Raw genomic sequence first — 24362 nt, 5'->3', positions numbered from 1 at the left:
TACAGCCAGGGCGCGGTCCACCAGATGACGAAGACCAGCGTCTGCGCGGAAGGCGGCGACTCCGGCGGCGCGTTCATCAGCGGCGACCAGGCCCAGGGCGTCACCTCCGGTGGCTGGGGCAACTGCTCCTCCGGCGGCCAGACGTGGTTCCAGCCCGTCAACGAGATCCTCGCCAGGTACAGCCTCACCCTCCACACAGCCTGATCGGATACCGGAGCACAGCCACGGACCACGGGCCACGGCCATGCACCCGGATGGCCCTGGGGTGCCAGGCCGGCGGCGCTCTAGGGGCTGTCTGACAAATGATCACCCGGCGGGTTCGCGGAGCCACAGGATCAGAGCTGCCACGACGATTCCAGCCCGGTAGCGATCGGCGAGCTTGTCGAACCTTGTCGCGATCGCACGAAACTGCTTGAGACGGGCGAAGCATCGTTCCACCACGTTGCGGTCGCGGTAGATGTCCTTGTCGAAGGTGGGTGGGCGACCGCCGTGGGTTCCACGTCGTCGGCGGTTGGCCATCTGGTCGCGGCGTTCGGGGATCGTGGCAACGATGCCCCGGCGCCGCAGCAGGTGGCGTATCGCCCAGCTGGAATGCGCTTTGTCGCCCAGCACCCGCGCCGGTGTCGTGCGAGGTCGGCCCGTAACGGCGCGCGGGATGCGGATGCTGTCGAGGACCTGGCCGAAGGCGGTGGCGTCGTTGACGTTGCCGGGCGTCAGCACGATGGACAGCGGGAGTCCCCGGCCGTCGACGGCGAGGTGGACCTTGGTGGTCAGCCCGCCCCGGGACCGGCCGAGGGCCTGACGCGCCTGCGAGCGGCCCGGATCTTCCAGTTCGTCCCCGTCTGCGACCCTTTTTTGCGGGCGCCGGCCGCGTGCTGGTGGGCCCGGTTGATCGTGGAGTCGACGGAGACGGTCCACTCCACCCGGCCCACCGCGTCGTCGAGGACCTGGACGTGTTCCAGCAGCTTCGCCCAGGTCCCGTCCGTTTCCCAGCGGGCGAACCGCTCGTAGACGGTCTGCCAGGGTCCGTACCGCTCGGGCAGATCGCGCCACGGAGCCCCGGTCCGCAGCCGCCACAGAACCCCGTTGACCACCTGCCGGTGATCACGCCACGGACGACCACGCCCATCCGCCTGCGGCAACAGGGGCTCTATTCGCTCCCACGCCGCATCCGTCAACTCACCTCGACCTGCCACAAAATCAATGATCAGAGTGCTCGTCCTCGGACTCCCGCGCGGGGTCCGTCACCAAACGGCTCAGCCGGTAGGTGGTCGGCAGCGCCAGGCGCCCGCACAGCGTGTCGATCCGGATCATCGACCCGTCGACTCCTGCCTCCCGAAGACGGCGCAACCGCGTACGCATCTCCGCCTGGTCCCGAGTCTCAACGACCACTTCCCACTGTCCCGCGTCCGGCGTGGTGCGAGCAGCAAGCCGCTGCCGCGCGTCCTCTTGCCGCCGCCTTCTCTTCCCCTGCCCTGGCACCTGCCCAGAATCACTGGCCGGCGTCAAGACGGCAAGGCAATTGGACCGAGCACGCACATCCCCGCTCGGTGATCATTTGTCAGACAGCCCCTGGAGCCAGGGCCAGGCCAGCGGCAGCCGCCTCTTCCTCGAAATCCAAAAACGCGGCTACCGCGGCAGCCGCCAGGTCGTCCGCAAACACCTCGCCGCCCTCCGCGCGGGCAACGCCGAGCCCGTGCGGGCGGACATCCCCAGCCCCCGGAAGATCACCGGCTAGATTATGAGACCCCGCGAAACCCTCACCGGCCAGCAGGAAGAACGCCTCCTCGAAGTCCGGCTCGCCTGCTCGGACATCACTCGGGCCTGCGACCTCGCCCGAGCCTTCACCGACCTGGTCCGCAACCGCCGCGGATCCTGCCTGCTCGAATGGATCCGACAAGCCGAGCAAGACGCCCCGAAACCGATGAGCGGCTTCGCAGGCTTCCTCCGCCAGGACCTCGACGCCGTCACCGCCGGACTCACCCTCCACTGGAGCTCCGGCGTCGTCGAAGGCCACGTCAACAGAGTCAAAACGCTTAAGCGAGCCATGTTACGGCCGGGCATCCTTCGGGTTACTGCGGACACGTATCCTCACTCAGCCGTAGTGCAGGCGGAGCGATCGGTGTTGGGGGCGCAATGACTGGGTCGGTAGCAGCATGGGTGCGAATCCGGCGTGCCCGCAGGCAGAGCTGGGAGCCCGACATCGTCCGCGGCCTTGGGATGCCCGTCCCAAGAACAGCTCAGGACCGAGCCCGCAACCTCGTTGAGCAGCAAAGATGGCATGAAGCAATCACGGAGATTCGCGAGGCGACCGGATACGGCCGACGCGACGCGAGATGCATCACGCTGGCCCTGATGTACGGCTGGAAGATCCCGACTCCGATGCCATGGAGCCCCAGGCGCCTTCAACCCACGCAGCCCCATCAACCCTGAAGGTCGCCCATCACGGAACTCCGGTCAGAGCCTTGAATTTCCCCACCTTGTACTCGGCTATTGGCCATACCTGCTCACCCCGGTTCCCAACCTGCGGCGAGGGGCAGAGGGCATGACCGCGCTCACCGGCTGGGAGGCGGAGGGCCCTTCTGGGCTCGGTTCAGTGGGACGAAGGTGTCGTGGGGCGCTGGCTCCTCGACGGGTCGTCAGAGCTGGTTCGTGATCCGCCGATCGAGTTGTTCGAGGAACTCCTGCAGGCTGGCTGCGGCGACCTCGAAGTCGTCAAACCAGGAAGCTGTGGTCGATCTCCAGACCCGTCCGCTGTCGCCAATCGCGAACAGATGGCCCCCGCCGTCGCTGGCGAATACCAGTGCAAATTCCCCGTCGATCGAAGGAGGGCCGTACTCGCGGAAGTGCCCTTCGACGGTCGAGGGTGAGTGGATGAAGAAGCCGTTGTCGACATCGGGCAGGGAAGCCTCGCTGATCACCCAGTAGAGCGTGGTCAGATCGGAGGGGATCGGCGTCAGGTCCACGAGTGCGTCCGTCGCCTGGTGGCTGTCGTCCGTTGCAAGTGTCACGGCGTTTTGGCCGGGCGGGAAGCCATGCCTCGTGATGAACGAGCCCATCAGCTTCGTGAGTGCCGCATCGGCACGCTCCCACCAGGATCGGACCCACTCCGCGTCAAGCCTCTCACCTGGCACGTTTTCCCCTCCACTGCGCGTGAGACTCGCCGGCCGCGAGCCCGGACGAACATATCGGAAGGCTCTGCCACGGGCGCGGCTGGGACCGTGCACTTTCGCTCTGTTGCTCCAGGGTTGGCCAAGCTTGCTCAGGTGATCTCCCCACCCATTGCGTGATCCTCTCGGCGTGTCGAAATGGTGTCGGTGTGTCGTGGAGAGCCTGCGTGAGCACGGAGTTCGGCCTGTTGAAGGGCCCTGGATGCTCACCTGGGAGGAAGACGTGGATGCTCACGCACTGCGTCGCCAGGGCTGGTCGATCTCCGCGATCGCCCGGCACCTGGGGCACGACCGCAAGACGATCCGCGCTTATCTGAACGGCGAGCGAGTCTCCGGATATCGCCGCCAGTCGCCGGACGCGTTCCTGCCTTTGTCGGCGTACACATGAACGGGGTCTGTCGCTGATCTTGTGACGTGGCTGATTCAGGTCCGCGGGAGGATTCGGGTACGGAGCAGATCGAGCTTGGCCCGGCCGTATCCGGCGCGTTTGAGGAGTTTGACTCTCGTGACCTGGCCCTCCACCTGGCCAGAGCGCCAGGAGGTGGACAGGCCGGCGGTGACTGCGTCGAAGTCGTGACGGAGCCCGCCTGCGAACTGGATCAGGTGCGGGAGGTTGTGCTGCCCAACTCGTATGATCCAGGCGGGAAGGTCTTCGCCGCGGTGCTCGTGCATGAGACCGGCGAAGTCGCGGACGTGGTCGACAGTCGCATCGAGTTCGGGGCAGGCGGCGCGGATCTCCTTGATACCGACGGCTTCGTCGGGGTGTAGGCGGTCGGGGCGGGTCATGATCCAGCGCAGGGCTCGGCGGGGCTTGGGCAGTGCTGGCCGGGGAGGTGTGGTGACCATGCCGTCCCGAAGCTGGCGGACGTAGCGGCCGACTGCGGTCCGTTCACCGGGGAAGCCCTGGTCACGGACTTCACGGTAGAGCTGGCTGGCGTTGTGGCAGCCCTGGATGAACCGTTCGTAGATGTAGGGCTTGTAGTCGTCGAGTTTGGTGCGGCGCTGAGTGACCTTGACCAGCAGTTCGTCGACATGCGCCGCCCGTGCGTAGCGGCGGACCGAGTAGTAGTCGAGGTCCAGGTCGCGGCTGATGCCACGTAGTGAGCGTCCCTGAGCGAGGAGGCCCTGGACAGCTTGGTGGCGTTCGCGGATGGTGGCGACGATTCGGCGAGGCTGGGCCGCGAACGTCGAGGAAGCCGTCCGGCATCGGTGGCGGTTCACGGTCGTCGACCGGGTTGGCGGCTTCGTGGGCCGTGCGGAGGCAGCCGTAGTGGGCAGTGATCGTCTTCTCAACGGCTTTTGCCAGGTTGTTCCACAGGTGCCACACGTCAGCGACCTGCATCGCCTGCGGGGCCGCTCGCTTGGAGGCTTCCGCGTAGGCCGAAGCGCGGTCCCGGCAGATGATCTCCACCTCGGGATGGTCGGCGAGCCAGCGTGCCACCGGCTCGGCCTCGCGCCCGGGCAGGACGTCAATCGGCCTGCGGGCTTCCAAGTCGACCAGCAACGTGGCATAGGTATGTCCCCTTAGCAGGGCGAATTCATCAACCCCCAGGACGCGCACTCGGCCCGGTTCGTCCACCGGTGAAGCCCGAAGCAGGCGCAGCATCGTGTCCTTGGCGACCGATACGCCGAGCTTGCGGGCCAGCCGTGAGCCGGGGCGTCCGGCGAGAGCCTGTGCAACACGGCCCAGCAGCCCGCGCAGGACCGGCGTGAACCGGGCATGAGGCCGGGTCAGGCCCGGTATCTGTTCGGCGAACGTCACAGTCGGACAGTCCGCCCCAAGGCACTTGAACCGCCGTATCAGCAGCACGATCGCCACCGGCAGCCCACCCAACGGGGCATCTGCCAGGCGCCGTTCGTAGCGGCCGTGTACCCGGTCTGAACTCTGCCCGCACCGCGGGCACCGTGCCAACGATGTACGCGAACGCGTACGCAACACGACACCGTCCGTATCCCGCCGCACCGACTCGATCACCAGTGCCGCCAGATGCGGCAGAACCTGCTGCAAGCCCCCTGAATTGCACACGTATACAAACGATCAACCGTGGCAACACGTCACAAGATCAGCGACAGACCCGATGAACGTCCCCAGCAAGATGGCGGCTGAGGACCGATTCGCGGCTCGTTAGCGTGGCAAAAGGAGTGGGTCAGCGACTCGGATGTGGCGTGCGAGGAGGTCGCGGTCGTGGAATGCGTCGCGGAGCACGTCTCCCAGCCTCTGGAGCGCGGTGAGGTCGGTGCTCGTGACGACGAAGGTGCCGGACTCGGACCCGAAGTACAGGCGGGCGGCAAGTTCGGGCATGAGCGAGTGGACCAGCGACTGGGCCAGGCCCTCCCAGCCGTGCCCGTTGGCTTCGGCATTGTGCTCCTCGAAGACGTCCTCGACTTGTTCCATGTCGCCGTCGAAAAGCATTAGGCAGTGCGAGGTCTGTGTGGCGTCTGCCTCGTCGAGGATGAAGGGGGCCAGGGGTGATTGTTCGGTCACGGCGTGATCGTAGAGGTCGGCTCGGACAGTTGACGTGTCTTCTGCGTTGTAAGGGGTCTGTGCGTCTGGTCAGGCGGCGTCAGTGTCGCGTTCGATGGCGGCGAGCCGGTTCTTCAGTCGGTAGCTGGGGCCATTGATGGAGATCACGTCGCAGTGATGCAGGAGGCGGTCGAGAATGGCGGTGGCGAGGACTTCATCGCCGAACACCTGCCCCCATTCGCTGAAGGTCTTGTTCGAGGTAAGGATGATCGAGCCCTTTTCATACCGCTTTGAGATGACCTGGAAGACCAGGTTCGCCTCTCCGCGCTCGAGGATCTCGTAGCCCACCTCGTCGGCCACGAGAACTCCCGGCCGCAGGTAAGTGCCCAGCTTGTTGGCCAGGCGCCCGGCTGCTTCGGCGGCTTTGAGGTTGCGGACCATGTCGTCGAGGCTGGTGAAGTAGACCGAGTATCCGGCCCGGCAGGCCGCGACGGCCAGAGCGACGGCAATGTGTGTCTTGCCGACCCCGGGCGGTCCCAGGAGAGCGGCGTTCGCCTTGGCCTCGACGAACGAGAGTGTGGCGAGGTCTTTGACCTTGCGCGGGTCGAGGTCGGGCTGGAACGAGAAGTCGTACTCATCGAGCGTCTTGTGGTGCGGCAGTCGGGAGAGTCGCAGGCCCTGGCGGAAGCGGCGGTCGTCGCGGACGGCCAGTTCCTCGGAGAGGACCAGGTCGAGGAAGTCGAGGTAGCCCATCTTCGCCTCGTCGGCCCGGCGGGTGAACTCGTTGAAGGTTTCCGCAAGGTGGGGCAGGCCGAGCTGGCCGGCCGTGGTGCGGATGCGGTTGCCGGTCAGCTCGCTCAAGACGATTCCTTCGTCGCTCGATGGGTGGTGAACGGCCGGGTGCCGGTCAGCTCGTCATAGACCGACCCGACCTCCTCGCCCCGCGGCGGTGCCGTCCGGCGAGCAGTAGACGGCGTCACCGCGGCCCACGGATTCGCGACCGATGCTGAGCAGCAGCTCGATGATCGAGGCACGATCCGGGGTCGCGGGGTCGTCGGCCATCTCGAACAGGAACGGCAGGCTCGCCGCCGTGCACGGGTACACGTCGCCCTGGTGGTGGGCCGCGCTGTAGAAGTGGTTGAGGGCCTGGTCTCTGACCTCGGGGTCGGTCGAGGCCATCTCTCTCAGCCACGCCGGGATGTCGCCGGCCGGACCGTACGCATGGCTCATCGACGACCAGTCGATGCTGTCAAGTTCGTTGATCATGGACGGCACCATGACAGGGGGCACTGACATCGCTGCTCCGTTCCGCCCTGATAGGTCGCCCTCCTTCTCCAGCGGTGACTCGGTGCGCAGGTGGCCCGGAGCGGGTCAAGCGGCAGGTTCCATTACGCCAGACATCGTCACATTCACCGCACCGGCTCCCTCCCCTGTCTCCGCGCAAAAACTGAGCGCCAGAGTGGCTTCCCAATGGAGAAGTCAAACCGTTTGGGCGTTCGCCTCTCGTTCCGAGAGGAACTCGTCAAGTAGGTCGAAAAGCACTTTGATAGCTTGCTGTTCCTGGTCTGCAGGAAGGTCCCAGGACTCCCACCCGTCAGGGAGCGCAAGGTGGCGAACCTGACCGGGCCATGCGTGATTGCAGTCGCGGCCTCGTCTGGCCACCAACCACTCGCGCCAGCCGTCCAGACCTGGCCCGCCATGGCGCACGGAATGATCGTGGTAGCCGCCCAAGTACGCCTCCAGACCCGTGAGCGTCGTTCGACCGACGAACATTCCGGGTCGCTCCGCAACGTTGGCCCAGTACTCACGCTCGCCCATGCCTATGAGATCCATTCGCTCATGATCTCGCGCCAGACCACGTTTGTCTCCAGCGGGCAGCTGCTATCCGGTGATCTGCGGCGGTGTGGTTTCGTAGAGGCGTCGGTCACGGATCAGGGCCCATAAGACGTTGACGCGGCGACGGGCGAGGGCGATCACGGCCTGCGTGTGGCGTTTTCCCTCGGCCCGTTTGCGGTTGTAGAAGGTCCGGGAGTTGGGGTCGTAGCGCACGCTAGTCAAGGCAGACATGTAGAAGACGCGCTGGAGGCCGCGGTGGTAGTGCCGGGGTCGGTGGAGGTTGCCGCTCTTCTTGCCCGAGTCGTGCGGCGCCGGCGCAAGCCCGGCGAACGCGGCCAGCCGGTCCGGGGTCGCGAAGAAGGCGAGGTCACTGCCGACCCCGGCAAGAAGCTCGGCGCCGAGGAGAGGCCCGATGCCGGGCATGCTCGTGATGATCTCGGCGAGGTCGTGGGCGCGGAAGCGGTCCTCGATGAGCCGGTCGACCTCCGCGACCTTCTCGTTCAATACCCGCACGTCGGCGGCGAGTGTCCGCACCAGCTGGGCGATGACCACCTCGCCAGGGACCGCCGTGTGCTGCTGTTTCGGCGGCCTCAACCGCGTTGGCCGCAAGCTCCTCCGGGGTGCGGACGCCCCGGGCGCGGAGCCAGCGGGTCAGCCGAGCGGTACCCATGCGGCGTATCGCCGCCGGCGTCTGATAGCCGTCGAGGAGGACCAGCGGGCCGGCGCTGGTGAGGACGAGAGCGCGCTCCAGGGCAGGGAACATGCCGGTCAAGGTGGAGCGCAGGCGGTTGATGGCCCGGGTGCGGTCATGGACGAGGTCCGTGCGGCGGCTGGTGAGGACCTTCAGTTCGATGGTGGCCTCGTCGTTGGGCCGCATCGGCTTGAGGTCCCGGCGGATGCGGGCCTGGTCTGCGATGACCAAGGCGTCGCGGGCGTCGGTTTTTCCCTCGCCGCGGTATCCGTCGCTGGCCCGATTGACGACCCGGCCGGGGATGTAGAGGAGCTCCTGGTCGTGGCCGGCCAGCAGCTCCAGGAGGAGCGCAGGTTCCCCGCCAGCCATGTCGACGGCCCAGGTGACGTGGTCTCCCAGGGCGAGGACGTCTTGGAGGAGCTGGAGTATCTCAGGCTCTCCGTTCAGCACCTGGCGTGACAGTAACTTCGTCCCGTCCTGGTTGATGACGACGCAGTGGTGGTGGGTCTTGCCGCTGTCGATTCCGGCCCAGATCCGGTTCATCGTGCTCCAGACGATCGTGCGTGCAGGTCTGCCACAGACGACCTCGCCGACATGGCCTTACGCAGCGATCTTTGTCGCACTTCCCAATCTGGCGGCCGGGTCGTCGTGGGGCGCCGGGCGGCCAAGCCCGTGCAGCCACGGATGGCAGCCAACTAGAAGCCACACCCGGCACCCCCGGGCGGCCCAACCATACGAAGGGCTCGGCCATCCCGTCCCAGGAACGTAAGGCCAACTAGACCGCTAACTGGCCAACTACGGCGCTAAGTCACACTAGCTGTGGCTGAGCTCTTCAGTTGGCCCCATCGGCCATGTTGAGCGCTCAGCTCGCGAGGCTCTGCCCAGGGAAGCGTCCAGCGGCGCATCCGTATTGGGAAGGTGGATCTTTGCGGAGACTGCGGCCTGGGAGGGCGTACATGGGCTGACCTGCGACGGCTCGGGGCCAGGTGGACCGGGCGTCCTGACGTTGGCCAGCCCTCTATTAGGTTTTGCTCCGCACCGGCCGGCGCCGGCCTGGCGGCCGTCCAGACCGGCGGACGGGGCGAACGTCACGCAGGTACGCGGAGCGGCGGGTGCTCGAGCACGCGGGGCTTGTACTCGACCAGCTGGATGCGGCCGTCGAAGGTGTGGTGCTCGATCATCTCGAGGGCAACGTCCGGATAGCCGTCGTAGATGCGTTCTTCGCCTGTGGCCCCGGTGATCACCGGGAACATCACGACCCGGAAGCGGTCGACGAGTCCGGCTCTTAGCAGGGACCGGCACAGGCTGAGGCTGCCGATTGTGCTGAGGAGCCCCGAGCCACTCGACTTCATGGCGCGGACCGCCTCGACGGCGTCGTCGCGGACGAGCGTGGAGTTGGCCCACGTCAGTGGCTCCTCGAGTGAGGAGGAGAACACCATCTTGGACGCTTGCGTGAGCTCGTCGACGGACGCCTCTTCTTCGGGCCTGAACTCGTCTTGGCCATTCGGCACCTCGCCTGCAGCGAAGCCCGACATAAGGCGGTAGGTGTTCGCTCCCATCAGGTAGGTGGCCTCGGGCTGCTCGCCGAGCCATGCGAGGTACTCCGGGCCCTCGAGGCCCCAGAACCCGGGCCATCCCTCTCCCGATGCGTGGCCGTCGAGGGAGGTGATGAAGTCGACGAGAAGCTCCGACATGGCGGTGTCCTTTCCTGGGGTGTCACGAGCTTGGACTAACCGGGAGCCACAACCTCATCGGCCGCGCTGTGGAGTAACGAGAAAACCCATGACGCTACAGCCGATCAGATCGGCGGAGCGGCCCGGGCCACCGTCACGCTCAGCCGGGCCACGTACAACGCTCAGGGGCCAACTGAGACGCTCAGTCACAAGAGGGGTCAACGCTTGACCCGTCTCAACGAACTTTGACGGCGTCTCAACGAAGTTCGCCCGGCTTGGTCAGCTCTCGGGTTCAGCTGGCGGAGTTGACGGCGTCGCGGGCGGGACCTGAGCGACCACACCGCAATCGGCATGGGAGATCATGCAGGGTATGACTGCCGAACTGATCACCTGGCTGCACGAGCAGGTCGACGCCGACGAAGTGGCAGCCGCAGACCAGCCACCCATGTCATGGCTTCCCGAAGGGCTGTCCCCCGACAACCCGCTTGCCGCGCTTTACTCACCGGTCCGCACCATCGCAATGCGCCGCGACTTGCTTGCCGCCTGGCGCGACCCGGAACACGCCGGTACCCAGGACCACGACAGCCACAGCATCGACTGGTCGCTGCGGGTCCTCGCAGCAACCGCCTACTCCGATCGCCCGGGATACCGCGAAGAGTGGGCCCCTGCCGACGACGAGCCGGCCTGACACCGTCGACTCCGCCAGCTGAACCCGAGGGCTGACCCAAGCCGGTCACACTTCGTTGAGACTTGTCAAAGTTCGTTGAGACGGGTCAACGCTTGTCTGGTCTTGCTGAAGGTGAGGCAGCGTGAGTGCCTGACCTGGGGTGCCTCAGTTTGAGTGAGACGGGGGCGGGTCGGCTGTCTCGCTCAATCCGAGGTGCGGTCTTCTGGAGGCACCGGTTCAGCTGGGGAAGCTGAAGGATCTTTCCCTCAGCCGGGATCCGAGGTCGTCTTTGTGGGAGTGGCGGCGAACATGATGGGGGCGGCTCTCTGGTATCCCGGTCGTTTCAGTGCCTGTGAAGAACCCCCCTCTCAACCACTCTCCTGGGAGGAGAATCAGAGGTATGCCTGATCGGGATCACCAGCATGTAGCCGAGGCTCTGGACCGTGACCTCCCAGTACCACTGCCGTTGTCCGAGCAGACAGCAGAGGATGTCCAGCAGCGGCTAGCCGAGAACATTGGCGATGATCAGTGACCGGGGGCGTTCGTGAGCGTCGGGTCCGTGCAGCGCCTGAGCGTGTTGCTGTCATTGGAGTGGGCATTCTCGGGGCCAGCGTGGGCTGGAACTTGTCACGGCACGGGGCCGAGGTGGTCTTCATCGACGCGGGCCAGCCAGGCGAAGGGGTCACCAACTGGTCTTTCTCGTGGGTCAACGCCAGCAACAAGACCGAGCGCAGGTCCTACTTCGACCTGAACGTTGCGAGTATGGCGGCGTACCGTGAGCTTGCAGAGACCATCGGGCCAGACTCATGGTGGCATCCCAGCGGCCACCTGCGCTGGGCTGGCGACCCCGCAGCGGAGGCGAAGCTCCTGGAAACAGCCGAGCTGCTGGCTGGCTGGGACTACAGGGTCGAGATGTGCACGGGAGCCGAGGTGCGCCGTCGCCTCGAACCTGCTCTCACGGTGCCCGACAAGACTCCGGTCCTGTTCTACCCCGACGAAGCATGGGTGCACGGGCGGCATCTCGTCGGCCGCCTGGTCGGCCGAGCCATTGAGTCCGGCGCCGAACGCCGGTCCGGCACCGCGGTCTGCGACATCGGCATCGGCGCTGATGGGAGCATCCGGACAGTGACTCTGTCGGATGGGAGCTGTCTCGACGTCGACGCCGTCGTGAACGCAGCAGGACCCGGCGCCTCCCGGGTCGCCGGGCTCATCGCACGGCACTTGCCGATGCGCCGGGAACCAGGCGTCGTCACCCGGATCGCCTGTGCTCAGGTCCCAATTCACCGGGCCATGCACGCGCCCCACATCGAGATTCGTCCTGACGGAGACGCTTCGGTGGTCCTCCACAGCCGCGAAATCGACGCACTCATCGACACAGGCGAAGATCCAGCGGAACTCGCACGGCTGCTCCACGAATCGGCGCGGCACGTCGTTCCGGAACTTGGCAACTCCCGCATCGCACAGACACGGGTAGCCAACCGGCCCATCCCAGCCGACGGATTCCCCTCGGTGGGAGCGGTGCCGTCTGCGCCGGGCTACTACGAGGCCGTTTCCCACAGCGGCATCACGCTCGGGCCGGTAATCGGCCGCCTGCTGGCTTCGGAGATCCTCAGCGGGAAGAGGGACGAGATGCTTGCGGACTTCCGCCCGGAGCGGTTCCCCCCGTGACAGCGTCGGAAGGCGCCAGTATCGAATGGGCAGGTGCGTCTCCGTGCGCCCGAATCAGGCTCGTGACCTGAGCCTCCGCGTCACGCGAGCGGGAAGACCGGACGGCTCCCCTTTCAGACAAGGCTGTCAGAGAGGGGTTTGAGAGAGGGGTTCAGGTTCGTCTGTCTGGGTTGAGGTAAGGCATTTGGCGATGGCCTCGACCAAGACGCCGAGTCCTTGGCGTAACCACGGGATCGTGATGCCGCGAGAGGGGCGGTCCAGGGGAAAGACCTGTGTGAACTCGGTCTGGGTTTCGCCAGTGATGTGTGCGATCCGGCGCTCCAGTTCGGGCCGTAGTGCCATTGAGATGATCAGCTTGGTGAATCTGGCTATCTGGGGGTAGTTGGCAGCTCGCCGGACTCGTGGACTTCGGGCGATGTCGGCGTACGGGTCTGAGTGCAGGAGCAGGTACGGCTGAACGTACAGAGGTGGCATGGCGTCAGGGGCCGAAACTCCAGACGTTGCCGACCGGGCGCCCGCCGCGTCGCAGCACGGTGCCGAGGAGGTCGGTGAGGTCCTCGTCCACGTGGGCGAGGAGTTCGTCGCCGAAGACGCAGAGGGAGGCTTCCCGCCAGTTGCCGAATGTGCCCATCCGGAGGTCCTCGGTGACCTGGACGACGTGTTCGTCGACGAGGTAGGCGTAGCCCATCCAGCGGGGCTGCCCCGGGCCGCCGACGCGGGTCGGCTCGATACGGGAGCCGCTGACGTGCCACTTGAGGCAGTAGAGCCGGTCTCCGGACCGTGCGCTGGCGCGCAGTCCGCGTGCGACGATCGCCTCCGCTTCGGCGAGCAGCGGGTTGTCCGGGTGGTCCACGGCGTCGAGGTGCCAGGTGGCGGAGGCTGTGGGTTCGGCCATTCCCCGGTCGGCCGTCTTGTAGGTGATGTCGAACCGTGTTTCGAACCGCTTCCAGATCTCGTCGTGCTCGGGGTCAGACAGGAGTTGCTTCGCGGGACGGTCCCGCGCTGGCTCACCGGGGGGCGTCCAGCGGTAGGTGGTGACCCGTGCGAGCTCGTGGAAGGCCGCTGCCGTGTACTGCGTGGCGAGGTCACTGGTCGCCTCGGCGACGAGGAAGCGCGGTGGGTGGCGTGGGACAACGTGCGGGAAGCTGCGCCAGGACGCCCATGCCGCGGCCGCGTGGAGGAGTTCGGGGCGGCGGCCGGTGATCCCGCCGATGGCAGCGAAGTCAGTGCCGCCCATCCGTTCGATCCACAACACGTCCAGGAGCCGTCCCTCGTGCTCCAGCACCATGACGCCCATCTCCGACCCCGTCATCCTGGCGGTGCCATCGGCCTCCAGCTCCGCGAGCGGCCTGCGCTGCTCAGGTGCGGCCGCGGCCACGCGGCGGATCCGCTCACGCTGCTGACGTCCGCTGTTGTGCCCTCAGCTCGTCCGGGTCCCGGACCGCAGCGGGCCGGGCAGCGGGACGTCGGCGATGTCGGCCGCCACGAGAGTGCGCTCCGGCCCCGGGGTGAACCCTGCGGCCCGCAGCAGCCGCGCGAGCAGCGGTGAGTCGTGGGAGTGGACCTTCCACTCGACCGGCTCGCATCGCGCGGCGAACACTTCCTGCTGCTGGCGGATCAGGTCCGTCAGGTCTTCACTGCCGAGGTCGGACAGGTCGACGTGATCGGCGGCTCCATGCGTGCCGTAGTGGTTGCACACCAGCAGCCCGTCCCGCTCGACCATCACGCCCCAGGGCACATCCTGCGGCACGAAGCCACGCAGCTGACTCTCGTACGCAGCCAGCAGCTCCTCGGCTGTTGTGGGCACGCGATCCACCCCCTAGTCAATCCCAGCCCAGACCCTACGCCGGGGGCCTGATCAGCCCAACTGACTTTGTACGTTCGCTTGTACCTAGTTCTGAACGTTCATCTGTAACGCCGACAAGGCGACATCTATCTCGACCAGTCACAGCTGAGCCTGGACACGTTAGTTGGAACCGGTGAGGCTCCGCGAGCTGGTGGTTTCTAGTCGGCGGGACAGGCTTGTTGGCACCAAGTGGTCACGCCTCTTACAACCAACCACGAGTTGTCGGTCTTCTTGGCGTCAGTTCGCTAGGTTCTGTCCGCTCCGCCAACGGCAGACACCACGGCCGCCCGACCCGCGGACCCTCCCCACCACGCTCACGCACCACCCGCAACAGCCGCTCGAACTGGCCCATCCGCAGACCCGTGAACGTCTCAACCCACAACGCCTCGACCCTCAACACCCCACGGATACAGAGGAAATGCCCAGTTCGGAGCGATGTGCAACACGCTTTAGGCGCCCCGCTCCGCTCTCCACCGCTCGCGCGCCGCCGACCGTCGCTCACCGCACCGCCCGATGGCCGTGACCGACCGCCCACTCAGGAGCGCCAACCCGTGCAGCAGACCGTCCTCGTTCCCTACGCCCACCTCCCTCAAGCGCACCATGACCACCACGTCCTGACCAGTACCGTCGACGTTTACGGCGCCGCCCACTGGCTGCTTGCCGAACGCGCTCCGCAGCCCGGCAGCGATGTCCTTCCCTTTGACGCGCTGGTCGTTTCCGTCGATCTGGGCGGCAACGTCGAACTCACCGAGCTGAGCGCCGTGCGGGCCCGCTGGCCGCACCTCGACCGCCTGCCTGACGGCGGGTTTGTTGTCGCCGCGTCTCGCGTCCGCCGGTACGAGGACACGCACCAGGTTCAGGTCTTCGACGCGCTCGGCCGCGAGACCTCGTCCTTCTCCGTCGGGGACGCCATCGAGCACCTGCTCGTGGACGAGGCCGGCCAGATCTGGGTCGGGCACTTCGACGAGAACCCGATCGGGATCCACCGCTGGAGCTCCACAGGTCGGCACACCTGGACGTCAGACGACGCGGGCATCCCCGGTCTCTTCGACTGCTATGCCCTGAACGTGTCCGGCACCGCCGCCTGGGCGTGCCCCTACACGGACTTCCCGCTCGTCGAGATACGCCCCGACCGCACCGATCGGCCCGTAAGGGTGTGGGCGAACCGCGTGCGGGGCTCCCACGCGGTGGCCGTCCGCGGTGAGCGAGTCGCCTTCTACGGCGGCTACGGCGAGGAGCGGGACCGACTCGCCCACGGAGAGATCAGTGAAACATCCGTGGAACCAACGGACGTCGGCCTGCTCACTCTGCCCGATGACTCTGCCCCCGGCCGCCGGCGGGTTGTCGGCCGAGGAAGCAGGATCTACGTCCAGGCCGAACCCTTCACCACCTGGGGCGTGTTCGACCTCAGCAGCTGATACCCAGCACTGGAAAGGCCATTTCTAACGCTGGCATCCCATCTGACCGCGCAGGGAGCAACGTGCCGCCGGCCTTCGTCCACCGGATCACCAAATACGACCCCGCCGACCGCGACGAGCACGGTCACTACATCGGCGCCGAGGACACGATCAGCGACCACGGGCCTGTCGAAGCGGCGTACCTGGCGGCGGTGGCCGCCTTCGCAGAGGGCTCGGGCATCGACCGGCTGGAGATCCGCGACCCTGAGGTCACGGGCTTCGTCCACTTCGGCGGGGAGCCCTCAGTTGCGGGGCACGGCCTCGGCGGGCTCTTCCCGCCCGACCTCACCAGCTACCACGACGGGGCCGAGGTTTCTCTTCCGGTCGCCCTGGAACTGGTCCGGGCCATGCTCCGCGACCAAGGCGCTTGGTGCCGACTGGAGGTGGGGCATTCGTTCACCGTGCATGTCGGGTGGGACCAGTATGTCTACGTGGGCAGCGACCGGCCCTGTGCGGAAGCCGTGGCCCGTACGCGGGAACTCGGCGTCTTCCCGGAACCGCTTACGGCCTCGCCCTATGCGGCCGAGGTCGACGAAGCGGAAGTGACGGAGCCAGCCGACAAGCACTTCTGGAGACGCGTGCACACCGCGCTGGCCTCACGGCATGCGTTGCTCCTCGAGGAAAGCTACGTTCGCAACGCCGCACGCTGGCACCGAATCACGCCGGAGAACCTCGACACAGTGCGCGCTGGTCTCGGCCCGCGCGCCTTGCTGATCGTCTGGCCCGACCTGACCCCGGACGTCGGCGCCGTCCTCGCCTCATTGCCCCAGGAGGAATCCATCGAGTTCGTCTGGGAGGCGAAGGACGGCACAATCAGCCACGCGATCGTCGACGACACCGACTACGAGGAGCTCAGCACTCACGTGGCCGATGCCCGAGCTGCCTGCGCGCTGTCCCTGTCCCTCGCCGAACACCACCCGCTGCTCTGTGCTGCCCTCCCGGACAGCGACGGCGTACTGCGCGCCCGGTGGTGACCCGGTTCGCACGCCGGGCGAGCCAGCAGGCGCTGTTCATCGAATTTGTCCTGCCAGGCCAGATGTCACAGCAGCTGTGACCGAGCGCCCTGAGCTTCGAAAGTCCGGGGTGCGCGCTGGACGGGCCTGGCATGCTTACGCGGTGATCGTTGACCTGGCTCCTCGCTTCCTGACCTGGGCCGACGTGGACCCCGCCCGCCACGCCTTCGACAGCGCATCCGTAGCGCAGACGGTGCGTTCGCTCGGTCCTGCCCGGTGCGTGCCCGTCCGCCCCGACGTTCCTGCTGCTGACAGCGGTTCACGAAGCAGCGAAGAGGCCGAGTCCTGGGCCGATGCCATGTCGTATGCGCTCGTCCTGCACTACGGCCAGTGGACCCTCGGGTGGCGCTGGGCGCACGACGAGTGTGACTTCGACGGCGGACCGGTGGGGAACTGGTGCTGCCCGCGGGACTCGATCACCACGCCGGAAGAGACACTGGCCCGTGTGGAGGCGGCCCTGCGGGAGTGGCGCGAGTGGCTGGAACACCTCGCCGCCTGGTTCGAGGCCTACCCGCTGGACCTCAGCGCCATCGAAGACCAGCGGATCCTGTGGGAACGCGCGGCGCGGAACCTGATTCTGCAGGTCGTCGACCGCACTGGGTGCGGCAGCGGCTGGCACAACCACTGCCGCCAGGTGCTCGCCTGGTTCCTCGACCGCTGGGGAGTCGCGCTGGAGGTAGCCCAGGGCCTGGTCGAGGAGGCGGTCGGTGGACGATTCCACAGCTGGACCGGCCCTGACACGGTGGTCATCGACGATGTCGCTGAGCAGCTCGCTCGCTCTCTACAGCCGGGCGACGGCGGTACTCGAGCGGCCGTCCAGGCTCAGGACCACTTGCAGCGCTGGCTCGCGATCCGCGCGTCGGTGCCGTGGCACGAGATCCCGGATGCCGGCGCCGACGGACCAGTGGCCGACCTTCGCGACGGCCCCGCGGAGGACATCCGGGCCTTCGACGGCGCCATCGACCCTGCTCGGGCCGCAGGCATGCTCCGCGCCCTCGAACTGCTCCGGGCCGACGCGGCACGCGGAGCGCGGCTCGACTTCGCGTTGCTCAGCACATGGCATCAGCACGTCCTGAGTTCTCCGCAGCCGCCGCCATTCCGCACCTCCTCCGCCTTCGCCAAGAGCGGCCGGGAGCGTTACGGCCTCGGACCGGACACACCCGCCCGCTTCGACACCAGCCTGGCCGAGAGCGCAGCCACCGCCGGCGAACCCCTCGGACTCACCGCCCGCGCCGCCCGCACCTACCTCGACGTCTGCTTCTTCCACCCCTTCGACGACGGCAACGCCCGGTCCGCCTTTCTCGCCCTAGTCTTCGTGCTGGCCCGCGAGGGCGTCGCACTCGGTGCAGTCGGCCTTCTGCGCCGCGTCACCTTCGAGGCCGACCACCCTCAGGACCCGCTGACCCTCATCCGCTATATCAACATCCACCTTGCGGAGACCCGCGGCAGCGCCACCGACCCGACCATCTCGGCACCGGGGTGAGCACTCGAGTCGGCGAACGCCCACGGATCCGGATGAGCCAGAGACTCGGCCGGACCACGTAAGCACGCGCGAAGCAAAATGGAGATGCCGACTCCTGGCCTGCGCAGGCAGGATCTCTCTATGTCGACCGATGTCAGCGGAATGATCGAATGCCGGCCGGGTGCCCGCCTATGGGGCCCTGACGACGAGGACTCCGTATGGGAAATCGGCATCGATCTCTTCCTCCTCAACAGGGGCAATGCCTACGACGGCCTGGCCTGCCTCTTCGGCGTCCGAAACTCCTTCGGCTTCCGTCCCTTGTCGGAGGACCGCGGCTTCCCGGACGACGCCTCGGACGGGCTGCGAGGTGAGTTCGCCGGCTACGGCGGCCCCCAGGACGTGCACGGGACAACCTGGCTGACCTGGGCCGAGCTGGACACCACGGACTGGCAGGAGACCGACCCCTCAGGCACACGAACCCGCGCCTCAGCCGCAGGGATCGATACCGACTGGGGCCGAGTCTGGAGCGTCATGCGCATCCTCAGCGAGGTCCACGGGGCCGAGAACGTACGCCTTGTCGTCTGGTTTCACTGACTCGTGGCTTCGTACCTGGTTGGCCAGTCTGGCCAACTACGACGCTCAGTCACACCTCTTGTGACTGAGCGCTCTACTTGGCCCCTGAGCGTTCCAGTTGGCCCGGCTGAGCGCTGTAGATGGCCCGCAGCTGAGCCGAAGCGCGTTAGTTGTCACCAAGCCAGCCTTACTGTCACCAAGATCGACGACTCAGTTCCGATCGCTGCGATGTCGCGATGGATGCCACAGGATCGAAGGGACTGACACCAGCGGCCGATGATCACCGCTTTGGGCACGACCGAGCGCCAGTGAGTCCTTTGGTCGGCTGGTTGACCCCGAGGTGGGGGCCCGAATGCTGTGGACTGTTCGGCCGAATCGGTGGCATCGTCAGCGATCGTGACAGAGCATGGTTTCCTGGCGTTGGCGCCGCAATACACCCCGACATCCGAGCTGCTCTCGAGGTCGGCGCACCGGCGGGGGATGGAGGTAGAAGTACTTCCCACCCATGGCGGTGCGGGCACCGCTATGGAGAGGCGTGGTGGCCACTACTATGGCGGCCCCGCTTTCGCGGCACGCGTCGTGGATGCCCTTGAGGTCGCGCTCTTGGAGCCATCTGACGACTGGCTGGCCACATTGCCCTACGAGTACGCCGGACGGCACATCGCCATGGCGACCCTGGGCGAGGCGCGCCGTCTGTTCCGGCCGGCGTTCGTCAAGCCGCCGAGTGACAAAAGCTTTCCGGCCGCCGTCTACGCCAGCGGTAGTTGCCTCCCGACAGGGCCGGAGCTGTCACTGGACGTGCCGGTACAGATCAGCGACGTGGTGACCTGGGCAGCGGAGTTTCGCCTGTATCTCCTGGACGGCGAGGTCCGCACGGGTTCTCAGTACGCCACCTTCGGCCGTCTCGACGCCGAGCGGCTGGACGGGCACCGCCATGAAGTCGCTGTCCTGGAGTTCGCGGACGCTCTCCTTGCCATGCACGGCGGTGGCCTGCCCAGCGCGGTGGTGGTGGACATCGGGCTCCTGGCCACACCTGAGCACGGTGCCGCCGACCAGTGGGCGGTGGTCGAGGCGAACATGGCGTGGTTCAGCAGTTGCTATGCCGCAGATCCTGACCGGGTTCTGGACGTCGTCCTGCGTTCAGCTGGTCCGCGGACACAGATGGCGGAGCGAGACCGCCGGTTCTGCCAGAACATCGAGGACGCTCACCTGACCGACTGAAATGCCGGCGTGATCAGTGACAACGACCGTGCCGACCCGACGATCCGTGCCGAGTGCCGTGCCGATCTGGTGACAACTACTGCGCCCCACTTACGCAGATCCCGCAGGTCAGCACCGATCTTGGTGACAGCTATCGTGCTTCGGCACAGCGGCGTTGCGGGAGGCATGCTCCGCAAGCGCGGCCCCATGTCGGAGCCGGGGCGGCTGCCGGCTGTCAGCGGGGTGCGGTGGAATGGTCGCGTGACCGCCCACGATGTGGCCCGGGCTCTGCCGGGCATAGAGAACCTTCGCGACCACTGCCGTGGCCTCGCGATGCTGGACGCCGTGCTCAGCCCGGAATGGGATGCGCGGTTCTACTCCTACAACGCCCGATGGAAGGAGGGTGCGCAGCTGGCGTCGATGCGCGACGGGATGGGCAGTGAGTACACGATCGTGTTCTCGGCCGCCGGGGCCTACGTGCAAGGCTTCGACCACCAATCCCTCATGAGCCCGTGGGCCCGCATGGACATCCCCAGGGTGTGGCCTGGCGTCCTGGACGACGTGCCGGACGCCTTCCGCCCGTACATCACCGAGCCCGCGTTCTGTTCCGAAGTCGGCGTCCCTACCGTCACGTGCTGCCTGTGGCGAGAGGCTGGCGGCACCGCCTGGAGGACCGGAACGATCACCTTTCCCGGGGAGGGCGACGGTGACCCGGACGGGGCGAACATCCTCTTCGAGCTCCTCGTCGAACGCTCCCCGAAGGCCTACGCGGCGTGGGCGTCCGAGTATTACGAGACACCCGTGGACGTCGATGCCGTCCGTGCCCTGTTGGCCCAGCGCCCGCTGACACCGGAGATCGCCGCCGCGCTCAACCCGGACATCGAGCTCGCAGATCTGGCCGCAGAGATCTCGGAGATCGGCTATCCCGCCTGAGGCGGCGCGCCTGTTCAGTACTGCAATCGCGCCCGCAACTGACCTCCCGCAGAGCGCCCGGCTCGGCTCCCTCCACACGAAAGGCTGCGCGCGCTTCCGGCTCGGCTGCACCTGGTTTCCAACGGACGAACACCCAATCAGAACGATGACAGCCTGAGCGCGTAACTGGCCGGACAGGCTTCCCAATAGAGAAGTCACGCCGTGGAATGTACGGATTGCCGTTCCATGAGCACGGCGACTAGGACGGTTGTAAGGGCGCCGCATTGCGCACTCATTGCGTCGTTTGCGGGCTCGGCCACGGAACCCAGGGAAGGGCATCACGCCACTCAGGTCGCCCGCAGGCCCAGTCTTGAAGGACCTTGGCCACAGGCTCCAACCCGAACACTTCATGGCCCCGCGGCGCCCAAGCCTGGAAATGCCGCTGTGGGCCGCCTTCTCTGTATTCCAGCTGGTAGCTCAGGTCATCGTTGAGATAGACCTGCATGAAGTGCTGGTCGGCAGGTTCCAGATCGAGCCGCTCAACGATGACGTATCGCCAGGTGAGGCTCATATCGGCTAGCAAGTCGTGCAGCCGTTCCTCGGATGGGTTGTCCCAGGAGGTGCCGTCCGCCTCGATTGCCCTCAGTATCGGTGATGCCATGTCGGCGACACTACTGGCCAGCGGAGAGACACTACATCTCAGGCTGGCCTCTGAAGGATGTCCCTAGCCGACCGGTTGCGGCGGTGGCGCGACTTCGTAGAGTCACCGGTCACGGATCGGGGCCCATAGGACGTTGCCGCGGCGGCGGGCGAGGGCGATCACGGCCTGGGTGTGCCGTTTTCCATCGGCTCGTTTGCGGTCGTAGAAGGTCCGGGAGTTGGGGTCGTAGCGGACGCTGGTTAGGGCGGACATGTAGAAGACTCCTTGGAGGCCGCGGTGGTAGCGGCGGGGACGGTGGAGGTTGCCGCTCTTCTCCCGAGTCGTGCGGTGCCGGCGCGAGTCAGGCGAAGGCGGCGAGCCGGTTCGGGGTCGCGAAGAAGGTGAGGTCATTTCCGACTCCGGCGAGGAACTCAGCACCAAGAAGAGGTCCAATGCCGGGCATGCTCGTGATGATCTCCGCAAGGTCGTGGGCTTCGGAAGCGGTCCTCGATGAACCGGTCGATCTCCGCAACCTTCTCGTTCAACACGCGCACGTCGGCGGCGAGGGTCCGAACGAGGTGGGCAATGACTACCTCGCCGGGGATCACGGTGTGTTGCTGTTCGGCGGCCTCGACTGCCGTGGCCGCGAGCTCCTCCGGGGTGCGGACGCTCCAGCCAGCGGGTCAGCCGGGATGGTGCCCATGCGCCGTATCGCGGCCGGAGTCTGGTAGCCGTCGAGGAGGAGGAGCGGGCCCGCGCTGGTGAGGACGAGGACGCGTTCCAGGGCGGGGAACATGCCGGTCAGTGCGGAGCGCAGACGGTTGATGGCGCGGGTGCGGTCACGAACGAGGTCGGTGCGGCGGGTGGTGAGGATCTTCAGCTCGATGGTGGCCTCGTCGGTGGGCCGCATCGGTTTGAGGTCGCGGCGGATGCGGGCCTGGTCCGCGATGACCAGGGCGTCGCGGGCGTCGGTCTTGCCTTCACCGCGGTATCCGTCGCTGGCCCGGTTCACGACCCGGCCGGGGATGTAGAGGAGCTCCTGGCAGTGTTCAGCCAGCAGCGCCAGGAGCAGTGCAGGCTCGCCGCCGGCCATGTCGACGGCCCACGTTGCATGGCTCCCCAGCGCGAGAACATCCTGGAGGGGATGGAGTAACTCCGGTTCTCCGTTCGGCACCCGTCGGGACAGCAGTTTCGTGCCGTCCTGGTCAATGGCGACGCAGTGGTGGTGGGTCTTGCCGCTGTCGATTCCGGCCCAGATCCGGTTCATCGGGCTCCAGACGATTGTGCGTGCAGGTCCAGCGGCAGACGACCTCGCCGGCTTGGCCTTACACAGCGATCTTCGTCGCACTTCCCAATCTGCCGGCCGGGTCGTCAGGGTGCGCCGGGCGGCCAAGCCAGTCCAGCCATGGGCGGCAGCCAACTAATAGCCACACCCGGCACCCTGGGCGGTCCAACCCTACGAAGGGCTCGACCAACCCGTCCCAGGAACGTAAGGCCAACTACGGCGCTCAGTCACATGTGGGTGACTGAGCGCTGTACTTGGCCACTGAGCTTTCTGGTTGGCAGGTGTTCGCGTATTGAGTGGCCTGTCGGCAACGGGCGGCTCGGCCGCCTCCACTGTCATTGGCTCCCCGTACGGTCTGCGCATGGTTGATCAGAGATCCCCTTTGTCATCGGTATGCGATTTCGCGACCTGGGAACCCGTGCTGCGGCTCATGCTGGCCGACGACGCGGACCGGCGTGCTGCCCGGTCGGCCCGTGTCGCAGGACGCATCAGCCAATACGGCCGGAGCCTTGACCATCGGGGATCCATGTCGTCGACAGCGCTGATTGCGGTGGAGGAGATACAGAGGTCGCTCGCGCGCGGCGAAGTCCAGGAGGTCGCGTTCAGGGCGGAGATTCAACCGGACGGAAGGACCACGCTGGGCCTGGTCTGGCCGAGCCCGGTCGTGGAACCGGCTGTCGGCTACCCGGACCTGGGGGTGTTCATCCTGGCCGATGGCTCCCTTCCCGAGCCCTGGCTCCGCCGTCCCGAGCCCGTGCCCGAGGTGATGCCAGCACCATCGGTGGATCTGGGCTTGCTGGAGCAGACGCTCCGCGAACGGCTGCCTGCGGCCATCGGCGCGACGGAAGAGGAGATCACTGCCGCCGAAGCACGCCTCGGTGTCACCCTTTCCGATGAGCTCAAGGTGCTCTACCGGGTCACACGGGTGGACTGGGGCGACGACTTCGAGGCGGCGGACCGCGCCGGCGAGGCGGTCGGCTGCGAGCTCTCCGGCCTGGAACACCTGTACGCCGTCGAGGCGGCAGTGCGTCACCCCGGTTGGGGCCTTGGCGCGACGCATGCGGCCAGTACCGCGCCCGACGCCGCGGTGCAGGGCCTGGCAGGCTCATCGGGCTGGATCGGCTTCGGGAGCAATGGCGGGGACGAGTTCGCGATCGACCTGACCCCTGGCCCGGACGGGCACTTCGGGCAGGTCATCCTGGTCGATCACGAGCAGAGCCTCGATGCCGAGCTCGTGGCCGATTCCCTTACCGATTTCGTTCTCGGCCGGCTGCGGGAGGAACGCCGTGACCGCCGCGGAAATCAGCTTCCGGCCGTGGCCAGGGTCAGCACCGGTTGCCTTGAGACTATCCAGGCCGCATCCCATCCCGCCCTGGAAGTCCTGTCCATTGGAGCTGGGGACGGCACGCCGTTCAGCCTCGCGCCTGTCGCCGGACTGCCCCGCCTGCGTACTCTCACCGCGTTGCCTGGCACGCTGGCCGACCCCCGGGAGGTCGCGGGGCTGACCGGACTGGAGTTCCTGGAACTCGGCGCGCAGGAATGGCGCGTCCTCCTGGAGGCGGGAGCCGTCCCACGCACTCTGAAAGCCGCAGCCATCAAGGTGCGAGACCAGAACCACCTGCCCGTCGTGGCCATCGCCAACGAGAACCTGGCCCTCTGGGACCAGCCCCAGATCGTACAAACGCTCCTCGTAGGAGACCTCGGCCTCGCGCCCTAACTGGCGGGCCGCACAGGGCGAGGTGCAGCTCACGCCCCACCGGACCTGAGCGCTGTGGGTTGGGCCGCGGGGCCACCCCACCCCACAC

Annotated in this window: 24 protein-coding genes and 4 pseudogenes; 13 read left to right on the top strand and 15 right to left on the bottom strand. The window is 66.8% G+C overall.

The genetic code is table 11. The annotated features are described in order from the left end of the window. Window positions 1-204 (top strand): trypsin-like serine protease (locus ACWGO0_RS35030; RefSeq protein WP_453544128.1); only part of this gene is annotated, 204 nt, incomplete at its 5' end. Between the two features lie 102 nt (window positions 205-306). On the opposite strand, the gene ACWGO0_RS35025 is transcribed toward ACWGO0_RS35030, so the two are convergent. After that, window positions 307-1196 (bottom strand): IS5 family transposase gene (locus ACWGO0_RS35025; RefSeq protein WP_453544126.1). Its coding sequence is split into 2 segments (ribosomal slippage): window positions 307-842 and window positions 842-1196, totalling 891 coding nucleotides; the frame shifts between segments, so codons are not numbered across the junction. 362 nt (window positions 1197-1558) lie between these two features. On the opposite strand from ACWGO0_RS35025, the gene ACWGO0_RS35020 reads away from it, so the two are divergent. Both ACWGO0_RS35020 and ACWGO0_RS35015 read left to right on the top strand, forming a co-directional pair. Beyond that, window positions 1559-1738 (top strand): hypothetical protein, encoded by a 180-nt coding sequence (locus ACWGO0_RS35020; protein WP_453544124.1) that lies wholly within the window; start codon window positions 1559-1561, stop codon window positions 1736-1738. 3 nt (window positions 1739-1741) lie between these two features. Beyond that, window positions 1742-2105, top strand: a pseudogene (locus ACWGO0_RS35015) (transposase). A 534-nt stretch (window positions 2106-2639) separates the two neighbouring features. On the opposite strand, the gene ACWGO0_RS35010 reads toward ACWGO0_RS35015, so the two are convergent. Beyond that, the gene (locus ACWGO0_RS35010; protein ID WP_453544122.1) at window positions 2640-3134 is read right to left on the bottom strand and encodes a hypothetical protein; all 495 of its coding nucleotides are present in this window, start codon (window positions 3132-3134) and stop codon (window positions 2640-2642) included. Between the two features lie 259 nt (window positions 3135-3393). Between ACWGO0_RS35010 and ACWGO0_RS35005 the strand changes: the two genes are divergently transcribed. Beyond that, window positions 3394-3558 (top strand): terminase gpP N-terminus-related DNA-binding protein, encoded by a 165-nt coding sequence (locus ACWGO0_RS35005; protein ID WP_453544120.1) that lies wholly within the window; start codon window positions 3394-3396, stop codon window positions 3556-3558. Between the two features lie 35 nt (window positions 3559-3593). On the opposite strand, the gene ACWGO0_RS35000 is transcribed toward ACWGO0_RS35005, so the two are convergent. The 8 genes and pseudogenes from ACWGO0_RS35000 to ACWGO0_RS34965 form a co-directional block, all read right to left on the bottom strand. After that, window positions 3594-4016 (bottom strand): transposase, encoded by a 423-nt coding sequence (locus ACWGO0_RS35000; RefSeq protein ID WP_453544118.1) that lies wholly within the window; start codon window positions 4014-4016, stop codon window positions 3594-3596. A gap of 70 nt (window positions 4017-4086) precedes the next feature. Continuing rightward, on the bottom strand, window positions 4087-5109 hold the full coding sequence (locus ACWGO0_RS34995; protein WP_453544132.1) for an ISL3 family transposase: 1023 nt from the start codon (window positions 5107-5109) through the stop codon (window positions 4087-4089). Window positions 5110-5295: 186 nt separating this feature from the next. Then, window positions 5296-5655 carry an Imm51 family immunity protein gene (locus ACWGO0_RS34990; RefSeq protein WP_453544116.1) on the bottom strand — a complete coding sequence of 120 codons (360 nt, stop codon included), beginning with the start codon at window positions 5653-5655 and terminating at the stop codon, window positions 5296-5298. 69 nt (window positions 5656-5724) lie between these two features. Continuing rightward, window positions 5725-6495, bottom strand: coding sequence for an IS21-like element helper ATPase IstB (istB, locus tag ACWGO0_RS34985; protein ID WP_453544114.1), 771 nt, complete (start codon window positions 6493-6495; stop codon window positions 5725-5727). 54 nt (window positions 6496-6549) lie between these two features. Beyond that, window positions 6550-6900, bottom strand: coding sequence for a hypothetical protein (locus ACWGO0_RS34980; protein WP_453544112.1), 351 nt, complete (start codon window positions 6898-6900; stop codon window positions 6550-6552). Between the two features lie 213 nt (window positions 6901-7113). After that, entirely contained in the window at window positions 7114-7467 is a 354-nt protein-coding gene (locus ACWGO0_RS34975; protein ID WP_453544110.1) for a hypothetical protein, read from the bottom strand. A gap of 48 nt (window positions 7468-7515) precedes the next feature. Continuing rightward, a pseudogene (locus ACWGO0_RS34970) lies at window positions 7516-8704 on the bottom strand (IS110 family transposase). Between the two features lie 545 nt (window positions 8705-9249). Then, window positions 9250-9855, bottom strand: coding sequence for a dihydrofolate reductase family protein (locus ACWGO0_RS34965; protein ID WP_453544108.1), 606 nt, complete (start codon window positions 9853-9855; stop codon window positions 9250-9252). Window positions 9856-10204: 349 nt separating this feature from the next. Here ACWGO0_RS34965 and ACWGO0_RS34960 point away from each other — a divergent pair, with 349 nt between their 5' ends. Then, window positions 10205-10522, top strand: coding sequence for a DUF6221 family protein (locus ACWGO0_RS34960; RefSeq protein ID WP_453544106.1), 318 nt, complete (start codon window positions 10205-10207; stop codon window positions 10520-10522). A gap of 507 nt (window positions 10523-11029) precedes the next feature. Continuing rightward, on the top strand, window positions 11030-12169 hold the full coding sequence (locus ACWGO0_RS34955; RefSeq protein ID WP_453544104.1) for an NAD(P)/FAD-dependent oxidoreductase: 1140 nt from the start codon (window positions 11030-11032) through the stop codon (window positions 12167-12169). 478 nt (window positions 12170-12647) lie between these two features. Here the strand turns inward: ACWGO0_RS34955 and ACWGO0_RS34950 are convergent, their stop codons facing one another. From ACWGO0_RS34950 to ACWGO0_RS34940, 3 genes and pseudogenes are all read right to left on the bottom strand, one after another. Then, entirely contained in the window at window positions 12648-13547 is a 900-nt protein-coding gene (locus ACWGO0_RS34950) for a DUF2716 domain-containing protein (RefSeq protein WP_453544102.1), read from the bottom strand. Window positions 13548-13589: 42 nt separating this feature from the next. Beyond that, the gene (locus ACWGO0_RS34945; RefSeq protein ID WP_453544100.1) at window positions 13590-13976 is read right to left on the bottom strand and encodes a hypothetical protein; all 387 of its coding nucleotides are present in this window, start codon (window positions 13974-13976) and stop codon (window positions 13590-13592) included. 295 nt (window positions 13977-14271) lie between these two features. Beyond that, window positions 14272-14424: pseudogene (locus ACWGO0_RS34940) on the bottom strand (IS5/IS1182 family transposase); the annotation flags it as partial. A 142-nt stretch (window positions 14425-14566) separates the two neighbouring features. On the opposite strand from ACWGO0_RS34940, the gene ACWGO0_RS34935 reads away from it, so the two are divergent. The 6 genes from ACWGO0_RS34935 (at window position 14567) to ACWGO0_RS34910 (ending at window position 20653) form a co-directional block, all read left to right on the top strand. Further along, on the top strand, window positions 14567-15433 hold the full coding sequence (locus ACWGO0_RS34935; protein WP_453544098.1) for a hypothetical protein: 867 nt from the start codon (window positions 14567-14569) through the stop codon (window positions 15431-15433). 62 nt (window positions 15434-15495) lie between these two features. Then, window positions 15496-16446 carry an RNA-binding protein gene (locus ACWGO0_RS34930; RefSeq protein WP_453544096.1) on the top strand — a complete coding sequence of 317 codons (951 nt, stop codon included), beginning with the start codon at window positions 15496-15498 and terminating at the stop codon, window positions 16444-16446. A gap of 142 nt (window positions 16447-16588) precedes the next feature. After that, on the top strand, window positions 16589-17968 hold the full coding sequence (locus tag ACWGO0_RS34925; protein ID WP_453544094.1) for a Fic family protein: 1380 nt from the start codon (window positions 16589-16591) through the stop codon (window positions 17966-17968). 120 nt (window positions 17969-18088) lie between these two features. Then, window positions 18089-18541: a hypothetical protein gene (locus tag ACWGO0_RS34920; protein WP_453544092.1), complete on the top strand. Its 453-nt coding sequence runs from the start codon at window positions 18089-18091 to the stop codon at window positions 18539-18541. 372 nt (window positions 18542-18913) lie between these two features. After that, window positions 18914-19741 (top strand): ATP-grasp domain-containing protein, encoded by an 828-nt coding sequence (locus ACWGO0_RS34915; protein ID WP_453544130.1) that lies wholly within the window; start codon window positions 18914-18916, stop codon window positions 19739-19741. A gap of 240 nt (window positions 19742-19981) precedes the next feature. Then, window positions 19982-20653, top strand: a complete 672-nt coding sequence (locus ACWGO0_RS34910) for a hypothetical protein (protein ID WP_453544090.1) — start codon at window positions 19982-19984, stop codon at window positions 20651-20653. Between the two features lie 271 nt (window positions 20654-20924). Here ACWGO0_RS34910 and ACWGO0_RS34905 read toward each other — a convergent pair whose 3' ends face one another. Both ACWGO0_RS34905 and ACWGO0_RS34900 read right to left on the bottom strand, forming a co-directional pair. Next, window positions 20925-21293: a hypothetical protein gene (locus tag ACWGO0_RS34905; protein WP_453544088.1), complete on the bottom strand. Its 369-nt coding sequence runs from the start codon at window positions 21291-21293 to the stop codon at window positions 20925-20927. Between the two features lie 102 nt (window positions 21294-21395). After that, a pseudogene (locus ACWGO0_RS34900) lies at window positions 21396-22539 on the bottom strand (IS110 family transposase). 379 nt (window positions 22540-22918) lie between these two features. Between ACWGO0_RS34900 and ACWGO0_RS34895 the strand changes: the two are divergent. Beyond that, entirely contained in the window at window positions 22919-24274 is a 1356-nt protein-coding gene (locus ACWGO0_RS34895; RefSeq protein ID WP_453544086.1) for an SMI1/KNR4 family protein, read from the top strand. Window positions 24275-24362 lie beyond the last annotated feature (88 nt).

The sequence above is a fragment of the Streptomyces sp. NPDC055749 genome (genome assembly GCF_053617235.1).
The sequence above is the reverse complement of the archived record's forward strand: the minus strand, read 5'-3'. Positions and strand labels throughout refer to the sequence as shown.